Source organism: Isoptericola sp. NPDC056573 (genome assembly GCF_042793335.1).
Taxonomy (GTDB): Bacteria; Actinomycetota; Actinomycetes; order Actinomycetales; family Cellulomonadaceae; genus Isoptericola.
In genome coordinates, this window is the sequence record NZ_JBHTUY010000005.1 from 121447 (window position 1) to 130850 (window position 9404).

Annotated in this window: 12 protein-coding genes; all 12 read right to left on the reverse strand. The window is 68.1% G+C overall.

From position 1 onward, the window contains the following. Nucleotides 1–837, reverse strand: a complete 837-nt coding sequence (rpsC, locus tag ACFQ8E_RS10485) for a 30S ribosomal protein S3 (RefSeq protein WP_430550500.1) — start codon at nucleotides 835–837, stop codon at nucleotides 1–3. Further along, complete coding sequence (gene rplV, locus ACFQ8E_RS10490; RefSeq protein WP_079572426.1) at nucleotides 837–1205, reverse strand: 50S ribosomal protein L22; 369 nt, start codon at nucleotides 1203–1205, stop codon at nucleotides 837–839. Before rplV ends, rpsC begins: the two co-directional genes overlap by 1 nt. 58 nt (nucleotides 1206–1263) lie before the next feature. Then, nucleotides 1264–1545 carry a 30S ribosomal protein S19 gene (rpsS, locus tag ACFQ8E_RS10495; protein WP_075829208.1) on the reverse strand — a complete coding sequence of 94 codons (282 nt, stop codon included), beginning with the start codon at nucleotides 1543–1545 and terminating at the stop codon, nucleotides 1264–1266. Nucleotides 1546–1560: 15 nt separating this feature from the next. Further along, nucleotides 1561–2397, reverse strand: a complete 837-nt coding sequence (rplB, locus tag ACFQ8E_RS10500) for a 50S ribosomal protein L2 (protein ID WP_430550501.1) — start codon at nucleotides 2395–2397, stop codon at nucleotides 1561–1563. 29 nt (nucleotides 2398–2426) lie between these two features. Next, complete coding sequence (gene rplW / locus ACFQ8E_RS10505; protein ID WP_079572420.1) at nucleotides 2427–2729, reverse strand: 50S ribosomal protein L23; 303 nt, start codon at nucleotides 2727–2729, stop codon at nucleotides 2427–2429. Further along, nucleotides 2726–3424, reverse strand: a complete 699-nt coding sequence (rplD, locus tag ACFQ8E_RS10510) for a 50S ribosomal protein L4 (RefSeq protein ID WP_430550502.1) — start codon at nucleotides 3422–3424, stop codon at nucleotides 2726–2728. Before rplD ends, rplW begins: the two co-directional genes overlap by 4 nt. A 4-nt stretch (nucleotides 3425–3428) precedes the next feature. After that, nucleotides 3429–4082 (reverse strand): 50S ribosomal protein L3, encoded by a 654-nt coding sequence (rplC, locus tag ACFQ8E_RS10515; protein WP_430550503.1) that lies wholly within the window; start codon nucleotides 4080–4082, stop codon nucleotides 3429–3431. Nucleotides 4083–4095: 13 nt separating this feature from the next. Next, complete coding sequence (gene rpsJ, locus ACFQ8E_RS10520) at nucleotides 4096–4404, reverse strand: 30S ribosomal protein S10 (protein WP_013837837.1); 309 nt, start codon at nucleotides 4402–4404, stop codon at nucleotides 4096–4098. A 470-nt stretch (nucleotides 4405–4874) separates the two neighbouring features. Next, complete coding sequence (tuf, locus tag ACFQ8E_RS10525) at nucleotides 4875–6071, reverse strand: elongation factor Tu (RefSeq protein WP_430550504.1); 1197 nt, start codon at nucleotides 6069–6071, stop codon at nucleotides 4875–4877. Nucleotides 6072–6201: 130 nt separating this feature from the next. Next, the gene (gene fusA, locus ACFQ8E_RS10530) at nucleotides 6202–8304 is read right to left on the reverse strand and encodes an elongation factor G (RefSeq protein WP_430550505.1); all 2103 of its coding nucleotides are present in this window, start codon (nucleotides 8302–8304) and stop codon (nucleotides 6202–6204) included. A gap of 112 nt (nucleotides 8305–8416) precedes the next feature. Then, nucleotides 8417–8887 carry a 30S ribosomal protein S7 gene (rpsG, locus tag ACFQ8E_RS10535; protein WP_429764774.1) on the reverse strand — a complete coding sequence of 157 codons (471 nt, stop codon included), beginning with the start codon at nucleotides 8885–8887 and terminating at the stop codon, nucleotides 8417–8419. Beyond that, on the reverse strand, nucleotides 8887–9261 hold the full coding sequence (gene rpsL / locus ACFQ8E_RS10540) for a 30S ribosomal protein S12 (protein ID WP_225564431.1): 375 nt from the start codon (nucleotides 9259–9261) through the stop codon (nucleotides 8887–8889). The genes rpsG and rpsL overlap by 1 nt, the downstream gene beginning before the upstream one ends. Nucleotides 9262–9404: the final 143 nt, after the last annotated feature.

Genomic DNA, 9404 nt, shown 5'->3' on the forward strand with positions numbered 1-9404 from the left:
TCAGGCCTCCGTTCCGGACTCGGGGGCCGCAGCCGCCTCGGCCGGCGCCTGGGCCGCGTCGGACGCGGGGGCGCTCTCTGCGGCCGGCTGGGCCTGACGCTCGGGGCGACGACCGCCACCGCGGCGCTCCCCGCGCTCCGGACGACCACCACGACCCCCACGGGGGGCGGCGGTCGCCTGCTGCGCGGCGAACTCCTTCTCGGTCATGTCGCCCTTGTAGATCCACACCTTCACGCCGATACGGCCGAAGGTGGTGCGGGCCTCGAAGAAGCCGTAGTCGATGTACGCGCGCAGCGTGTGCAGCGGCACACGACCCTCGCGGTAGAACTCCGACCGGCTCATCTCGGCGCCGCCGAGACGGCCCGAGACCTGGACCCGGATGCCCTTGGCGCCGGCGCGCTGCGCGGACTGGATGCCCTTGCGCATGGCGCGGCGGAACGAGACGCGGCTCGCGAGCTGCTCGGCGATGCCCTGCGCGACCAGCTGCGCGTCGATCTCCGCGTTCTTGACCTCGAGGATGTTGAGCTGGACCTGCTTGCCCGTGAGCTTCTCGAGCTCGCCGCGGATGCGGTCGGCCTCAGCACCTCGGCGGCCGATGACGATGCCCGGACGCGCCGTGTGGATGTCCACGCGGACGCGGTCGCGGGTGCGCTCGACCTCGACCTTGGAGATGCCGGCCCGCTCGAGACCGGTGCTCATGAGCTTGCGGATCGCCACGTCCTCGCGGACGTAGTCGCGGTACCGCTGACCAGGCTTGGTGCTGTCGGCGAACCAGCGCGACCGGTGGTCGGTGGTGATGCCGAGGCGGTACCCGTGCGGGTGAACCTTCTGCCCCACTATCGGGCCCCTTCCTTCTGCTCACGCGGTGCGACGACCACGGTGATGTGGCTGGTGCGCTTGAGGATCTGGCTCGCACGCCCCTGCGCCCGCGGACGGAACCGCTTGAGCGTCGGCCCCTCGTCGACGAACGCCGCCGAGACGAAGAGCTCCGTCTCGTCGAAGCGCTCGCTGGCGCGGTCGGCCTTCACCCGGGCGTTCGCGACGGCGCTCTCCACAACCTTGCGGATCGGCTCGCTCGCCGCCTGCGGCGCGAACTTCAGCACCGCGACGGCCTCGGCGGCCTGCTTGCCACGGATGAGGTCCACGACGCGCCGGGCCTTCTGGGGCGTGACACGGACGAACCGCGCCTGCGCCTTGGCTTCCATTGCTGTCCTGCTTCCTTTTCTCAGACCGTCGGGGCCTGTCGCCTGGCTGACCCGGGGGTCAGCGGCGACGGCCCTTCTTGTCGTCCTTCACGTGGCCGCGGAAGGTTCGCGTGGGAGCGAACTCGCCGAGCTTGTGGCCGACCATCGCCTCGGTGACGAAGACCGGGGTGTGCTTCCGGCCGTCGTGCACGGCGAAGGTGTGACCGAGGAAGTCGGGCGTGATGACCGACCGACGGGACCAGGTCTTGATGACGTTCTTGGTCCCCTTCTCGTTCTGAGCGTCCACCTTCTTCTGCAGGTGGTCGTCGACGAAGGGGCCCTTCTTCAGGCTACGAGGCATCTGTCAGGCTCCTTTTCAGCGCTTCTTGCCGGTGCGGCGACGGCGGACGATCAGCTTGTCGCTCGGCTTGTTCGGGCGGCGGGTCCGGCCCTCGGGCTGGCCCCACGGGCTGACCGGGTGGCGACCACCGGAGGTCTTGCCCTCACCACCACCGTGCGGGTGGTCGACCGGGTTCATGACCACGCCACGGACGGTCGGGCGGACGCCCTTCCACCGCATGCGGCCGGCCTTGCCCCAGTTGATGTTCGACTGCTCGGCGTTGCCCACCTCGCCGACCGTGGCGCGGCAGCGCAGGTCGACGTTGCGGATCTCGCCGGACGGCATGCGCAGCTGCGCGTACGGGCCGTCCTTCGCGACGAGCTGCACGGAGGCACCCGCGGAGCGGGCGATCTTCGCGCCGCCACCGGGGCGGAGCTCGACGGCGTGGATGACCGTACCGGTCGGGATGTTGCGCAGCGGCAGGTTGTTGCCGGGCTTGATGTCGGCGCCGGCACCGGCCTCGACGACGTCGCCCTGCGACAGCTTGTTCGGCGCGATGATGTAGCGCTTCGTGCCGTCCGCGTAGTGCAGGAGCGCGATCCGAGCCGTGCGGTTCGGGTCGTACTCGATGTGCGCGACCTTGGCGGGCACGCCGTCCTTGTCGTGACGACGGAAGTCGATCACGCGGTAGGCACGCTTGTGGCCACCGCCCTTGTGACGGGTCGTGATGCGACCGGAGTTGTTGCGCCCACCCGTCTTGGACAGCGGACGGACCAGAGACTTCTCCGGCTCGGAGCGCGTGATCTCGACGAAGTCGGCGACGCTGGAGCCGCGGCGTCCGGGCGTCGTCGGCTTGTACTTACGGATTCCCATGGGTTAGTCCTCGATCTGCTCTCTGCGCCTCAGGAAGCCGGACCGCCGAAGATGTCGATCGTGCCCTCACGGAGGGTCACGATCGCGCGCTTCGTGTCCTTGCGCTTGCCCAGGCCGAAGCGCGTGCGACGCGCCTTGCCCTTGCGGTTGATCGTGTTGACCGAGTCGACCTTGACGCCGAAGACCTGCTCGACCGCGATCTTGATCTCGGTCTTGTTGGCCCGCGGGTCCACGACGAAGGTGTACTTGCCCTCGTCGAGGAGGTTGTAGGACTTCTCGGAGACGACCGGCGCGATCAGGATGTCGCGCGGGTCCTTCGTCACGGCGGTCACTTGGTGGCCTCCTCGGTCTCGGCCGCCTCGGACTCCGTGGCGACGGCCTTCACGCTCTTGCCCGTGGCCGGGCCGGCGAGGAACGCGGCGAGCGCGCCCTCGGTGAAGACGACGTCGTCGGAGACGAGCACGTCGTAGGTGTTGAGCTGGTCCGCGGTCAGCAGGTGGACCTGCTCGACGTTGCGGAGCGACAGGATCGTCAGCTCGTCCGAGCGCTCGGTGACCACGAGGACGTGGGTGCGCTCGGTGAGCGCGGCGAGCGTCTTGACCGCGGTCTTGGTCGACGGCGCACCGTCGAGACCGAAGCCGGAGACCACGTGGACACGGCCGGCGCGAGCCCGGTCGGACAGGGCACCGCGGAGGGCGGCGGCCTTCATCTTCTTCGGGGTCCGCTGGTCGTACTTGCGCGGCTGCGGGCCGTGGACGGTGCCACCGCCGGCGAACTGCGGGGCGCGGGTCGAACCCTGACGGGCGCGGCCGGTGCCCTTCTGCTTGTACGGCTTGCGGCCACCGCCGCGGACCTCGCCGCGGGTCTTGGTGGCGTGCGTGCCCTGGCGGGCGGCGGCGCGCTGCGCCACGACCACCTGGTGGATCAGCGGGACGTTGGTTGCGACGTCGAACACCTCGGCGGGAAGGTCGGCGGTGCCGGCCTTCTTGCCCTGGGCGTCGAGCACGTCGACGGTCTGGTTGGCCATGGGGTCACGCACCCTTCGCAGCGGTACGCACGACGACGACGCCACCCTTGGGGCCGGGAACTGCGCCCTTGACGAGCAGCAGACCCTTCTCGGCGTCGACCGCGTGGACGGTCAGGTTCTGGACGGTCATGCGCTCGTGGCCCATGCGACCGGCCATCCGCAGACCCTTGAACACGCGCGACGGCGTCGAGGCGCCACCGATCGAGCCGGCCTTGCGGTGGTTGCGGTGGGCACCGTGGGAGGCGCCGACGCCGGAGAAGCCGTGACGCTTCATGACACCGGCGGTGCCCTTGCCCTTGGTGGTGCCGACGACGTCGACCACGGTGCCGGCCTCGAAGGCGGCGGCGGTGATCTCCTGGCCGAGCGTGTACTCGGCGGCGTCCTCGGTGCGGACCTCGGCGACGTGACGACGCGGCGTGACGCCGGCCTTCTCGAAGTGGCCCTTGAGCGGCTTGGTGACCTTGCGCGGGTCGATCTGGCCGGCGGCGAGCTGCACGGCGGCGTAGCCGTCGGCGTCCGCGGCGCGAACCTGCGTCACGACGTTGGTCGGGACGGCCACGACGGTGACGGGGACGAGGCGACCCGCGTCGTCCCACAGCTGCGTCATGCCGAGCTTGGTGCCGAGCACCGCGGTCACGTTCTTCTGCTGGTTGGTCATATCTATCCCAGCCTCAGAGCTTGATCTCGATGTTCACGTCGGCAGGCAGGTCGATCCGCATGAGCGAGTCGACGGCCTTCGGCGTGGGATCGATGATGTCGATGAGCCGCTTGTGCGTGCGCATCTCGAAGTGCTCGCGGCTGTCCTTGTACTTGTGAGGCGACCGGATGACGGTGAAGACGTTCTTCTCCGTCGGCAGCGGCACCGGACCCACGACCGTCGCACCAGCGCGCGTCACCGTGTCGACGATCTTGCGCGCCGAGCTGTCGATGACCTCGTGGTCGTAGGACTTGAGCCGGATGCGGATCTTCTGTCCCGCCATGGCGTCGTCTGACTCTCTCTCTCGAACCGCTACTGTCCGACCCCCGCGCTCGGGCGTGTCGCGCTAGGCGACGCACCCGGGCACACACCGAACCGGCGTGGGGCCGTTGATTGTGGTCCGCGAGGCGGACCACGACGTTTGTCTGGCCTGTCGAGACGTGTGTCCCGCGGGGCGCTCATGCGCGTCGACAGCCGGCAACCCCGCGACCCCTCCCTGAGGGAGGGGGACCGCTCCAGGCGGGTGGACCGCTCCGGGAGACCGGACCGGTGCACGCACCGTGGTGCTACACACTGTTCGACACGAGAAAGAACGCGCCCGTGACAGGCAACCTGAACATCTTGCCACAGGGAACCCCGTGATTCCAAGCCGGAACGAGGTTCTCCCGCTGTGACGCCGGACGCACCGGAGGCCCGGGCCCCGTACAGGGCCCGGGCCTCCTGCGCTCAGGTGATCAGCTGAGGGTCAGCAGGTCACTTGATGATCTTGGTGACACGGCCGGAACCGACCGTGCGGCCACCCTCACGGATGGCGAAGCCGAGGCCCTCCTCCATGGCGATCGGCTGGATCAGCGCGACCGTCATCTCGGTGTTGTCGCCCGGCATGACCATCTCGGTGCCCTCGGGCAGCGTGATGACACCGGTGACGTCCGTGGTGCGGAAGTAGAACTGCGGACGGTAGTTCGAGTAGAACGGGTTGTGACGGCCACCCTCGTCCTTGCCCAGGATGTAGACCTGAGCCTCGAAGTCGGTGTGCGGGGTGATCGAACCCGGCTTCACGACGACCTGGCCGCGCTCGACGTCCTCGCGCTTGATGCCGCGCAGGAGCAGACCGGTGTTGTCGCCGGCCTGGGCCTGGTCCATCTGCTTGTGGAACGTCTCGATACCGGTGACCGTGGTCTTCTGCGGCTGGCGGATACCGACGATCTCGACCTCGGAGTTGACGTCGAGCGTGCCGCGCTCCACCTTGCCGGTCACGACGGTGCCGCGGCCGGTGATGGTGAAGACGTCCTCGATCGGCATGAGGAAGGGCTTGTCGAGCTCGCGGACCGGGTCGGGGACGTTCTCGTCCACGGCCTCCATGAGCTCCAGGACCTTCTTGGTCCACTCGGGGTCACCCTCGAGGGCCTTGAGGCCGGAGACGCGCACGACCGGAGCGTTGTCGCCGTCGAACTCCTGCGACGACAGCAGCTCGCGAACCTCCATCTCGACGAGCTCGAGGATCTCCTCGTCGTCGACCATGTCGGCCTTGTTCAGCGCGACCAGCAGGTAGGGCACGCCCACCTGGCGGGCCAGCAGCACGTGCTCGCGCGTCTGGGCCATCGGACCGTCGGTCGCCGCGACCACCAGGATCGCGCCGTCCATCTGGGCGGCACCGGTGATCATGTTCTTGATGTAGTCGGCGTGACCCGGAGCATCGACGTGCGCGTAGTGACGCTTGGGCGTCTCGTACTCGATGTGCGCGATGTTGATCGTGATACCGCGCTGCTTCTCCTCCGGCGCGGCGTCGATCTCGTCGAAGTTGCGCTGCGTGTTCGCCGGCAGGTCGGGGTACGTGTCCGCAAGCGTCTTCGAGATCGCGGCGGTCAGCGTCGTCTTGCCGTGGTCGACGTGCCCGATCGTGCCGATGTTGACGTGCGGCTTGGTCCGCTCGAACTTGGCCTTAGCCACTGGGGTCCTCCTGGGACTTGGGTAGATGTTCCCGAACGTTGCGAGACTCGGCGAGAGAGCCTACATCCCGCGGGGCGACGGGGGTTTCCTACAGGTTGATGGTTGTGCTAGGTCGTCGACCTGTGGGGACTCACTCGCCCCGGGTCTTCTTGATGATCTCGTCAGCAACGTTGCGAGGAACCTCGGCGTAGCTGTCGAACTGCATCGAGTACACCGCGCGGCCCTGCGTCTTGGAACGCAGGTCACCGATGTACCCGAACATCTCGCTCAACGGTACCTGGGCACGCACGACCTTGACACCGGTCGCGTCCTCCATGGACTGGATCATCCCACGACGCGAGTTGATGTCGCCGATCACGTCACCCATGTACTCCTCGGGCGTCCGGACCTCGACGGCCATGACGGGCTCGAGGATGACCGGGTCGGCCCGCTTGATGCCCTCCTTGAAGACCATCGAGCCGGCGATCTTGAACGCCATCTCCGAGGAGTCGACGTCGTGGTACGCGCCGTCGAGCAGCGTGGCCTTGACCCCCACCACGGGGAACCCGGCCAGCACACCCTGCTGCATCGCCGACTGGATACCGGCGTCCACGGACGGGATGTACTCACGCGGGATGCGGCCACCCGTGACGGCGTTGGCGAACTCGTAGAGCTCGCCCTCGGTCGTCTCGAGCGGCTCGAAGGTCACCTGGACCTTGGCGAACTGGCCCGAGCCACCGGTCTGCTTCTTGTGCGTGTAGTCGATCTTCTCCGCGGTGCGGCGGATTGTCTCGCGGTACGCGACCTGCGGCTTGCCGACGTTCGCCTCGACCTTGAACTCGCGACGCATGCGGTCGACGAGGATGTCGAGGTGGAGCTCGCCCATGCCGCCGATGACGGTCTGGCCGGTCTCCTCGTCCAGCTTGACGCGGAAGGTCGGGTCCTCCTGGGCGAGCTTCTGGATCGCCGTGGAGAGCTTCTCCTGGTCGGCCTTCGTCTTCGGCTCGATGGCCACGTCGATGACCGGCTCCGGGAAGGTCATCGACTCGAGGATGACCGGGTTCGCCGGGTCGCAGAGCGTGTCACCGGTGGTGACGTCCTTGAGCCCGATGAAGGCGTAGATGTGCCCGGCGTGCGCCTCCTCGACCGGGTTCTCCTTGTTGGAGTGCATCTGGAAGAGCTTCCCGATGCGCTCCTTCTTGCCCTTGGTCGAGTTCTGGACCTGGGCGCCCTGCGCGACCTTGCCCGAGTAGACGCGGACGTAGGTGAGCTTGCCGAAGAACGGGTGCGTGGCGACCTTGAACGCGAGGGCCGAGAACGGCTCCGTCTCGTCCGGACGACGCTCGATGATCTTCTCCGCGTCCTTGACGTCGTGGCCCTGGACGGCCGGGACGTCGAGCGGGGTCGGCAGGTAGTCGATGACGGCGTCGAGCATGGGCTGCACGCCCTTGTTCTTGAACGCCGAGCCGCACAGGACCGGGAAGGCCTCGGACCGGATGACGAGCTTGCGGATGCCGGACTTGATCTCGGCGATCGTGAGCTCCTCGCCACCGAGGAACTTCTCGAGCAGCTCGTCGTCGGCCTCGGCGACGGCCTCGACGAGCTCGGCCCGGTACTGCTCGGCCTTCTCGACGAGGTCGGCCGGGATCTCCTCGACCGCGTACTCCTCACCCATCTTGGTGTCACCGCGCCAGGTGAGCGCCTTCATCTCGAGCAGGTCGACGACGCCCTCGAAGTCGTTCTCGGCGCCGATCGGCAGCTGGATGACCAGCGGCTTCGCCTTGAGACGGTTGACGATCGTGTCGACCGTGAAGTAGAAGTCGGCGCCCAGCTTGTCCATCTTGTTGACGAAGCAGATGCGCGGCACGTCGTACTTGTCGGCCTGACGCCACACGGTCTCCGACTGGGGCTCCACGCCCTCCTTGCCGTCGAACACCGCGACGGCACCGTCGAGCACGCGCAGCGAGCGCTCGACCTCGACGGTGAAGTCCACGTGACCCGGGGTGTCGATGATGTTGATCTGGTTGTTCTTCCAGTAGCAGGTCGTCGCGGCGGACGTGATCGTGATGCCGCGCTCCTGCTCCTGCTCCATCCAGTCCATCGTCGACGCACCGTCGTGCGTCTCACCGATCTTGTAGTTCACACCGGTGTAGAACAGGATGCGCTCGGTGGTGGTGGTCTTGCCGGCATCGATGTGGGCCATGATGCCGATGTTGCGGACCTTGTTCAGGTCGGTCAGCACGTCGAGTGCCACGGTGTCTTACCCCTTGTCGGTGGAAGGTCGGAAGCCGGGCCGGAGGGCCGGCTGCCGGCCGGTTCCGGATCCTCGGACGGCCCCGGGGGTCACCCGGGGCCGTCCGTGCGCATCACCAGCGGTAGTGCGCGAAGGCCTTGTTCGAGTCGGCCATCTTGTGCATGTCCTCGCGGCGCTTCACCGCGGCACCGAGGCCGTTGGAGGCGTCGAGGATCTCGTTCATGAGGCGCTCGGTCATCGTCTTCTCGCGACGGGCGCGCGAGAAGTCCGTGAGCCAGCGCAGCGCGAGCGTCGTGGAACGCACGGGGCGCACCTCGACCGGCACCTGGTAGGTGGCGCCACCGACGCGGCGGGAGCGGACCTCGAGGGCCGGGCGGACGTTCTCCAGCGCGCGCTTGAGCACGACGACCGGGTCCTGGTCCGTCTTGGCACGGACGCCCTCGAGGGCGCCGTAGACGATCGCCTCGGCGGTGGACTTCTTGCCGTCGAGCAGGACCTTGTTGATCAGCTGCGTGACGACGGGCGACCCGTAGACGGGGTCGACGATGAGCGGCCGCTTGGGGGCCGGACCCTTGCGAGGCATCAGGCCTTCTCCTTCTTCGCGCCGTACTTGCTGCGGGCCTGCTTGCGGTTCTTCACGCCCTGCGTGTCGAGCGCGCCGCGCACGATCTTGTAGCGGACACCGGGAAGGTCCTTCACACGGCCGCCGCGCACGAGCACGATCGAGTGCTCCTGCAGGTTGTGGCCGACGCCGGGGATGTACGCCGTGACCTCGGTACCGGAGGACAGCTTGACGCGCGCGACCTTGCGGAGCGCGGAGTTCGGCTTCTTGGGGGTGGTGGTGTACACGCGCGTGCACACGCCGCGCCGCTGGGGGGAGGCCTTGAGGGCGGGCGTCTTCGACGCCACGGCCTTCGTGCTCCGGCCCTTGCGGACGAGCTGCTGGATCGTAGGCACTACGTCTCCGTCGTCTTCTCGAGCTCTCGAGGGCCGGCCGGCCCCCGACGGTGGTCTGTCTGGCTGGTGCGCGCCGATCGCATGCGGCACCCGCGGCCCTCACGGACCGCAACGCCACTTACCACCGGCTCGATGGCCCGGGT

Bases quoted from the DNA above. Each gene is read 5' to 3' on its own strand.
- rplC (WP_430550503.1), bottom strand. From the start codon at position 4,082: ATGACCAACCAGCAGAAGAACGTGACCGCGGTGCTCGGCACCAAGCTC.
- rpsS (WP_075829208.1), bottom strand. From the start codon at position 1,545: ATGCCTCGTAGCCTGAAGAAGGGCCCCTTCGTCGACGACCACCTGCAG.
- rpsJ (WP_013837837.1), bottom strand. From the start codon at position 4,404: ATGGCGGGACAGAAGATCCGCATCCGGCTCAAGTCCTACGACCACGAG.
- rpsG (WP_429764774.1), bottom strand. From the start codon at position 8,887: ATGCCTCGCAAGGGTCCGGCCCCCAAGCGGCCGCTCATCGTCGACCCC.
- rplB (WP_430550501.1), bottom strand. From the start codon at position 2,397: ATGGGAATCCGTAAGTACAAGCCGACGACGCCCGGACGCCGCGGCTCC.
- rplD (WP_430550502.1), bottom strand. From the start codon at position 3,424: ATGGCCAACCAGACCGTCGACGTGCTCGACGCCCAGGGCAAGAAGGCC.
- rplV (WP_079572426.1), bottom strand. From the start codon at position 1,205: ATGGAAGCCAAGGCGCAGGCGCGGTTCGTCCGTGTCACGCCCCAGAAG.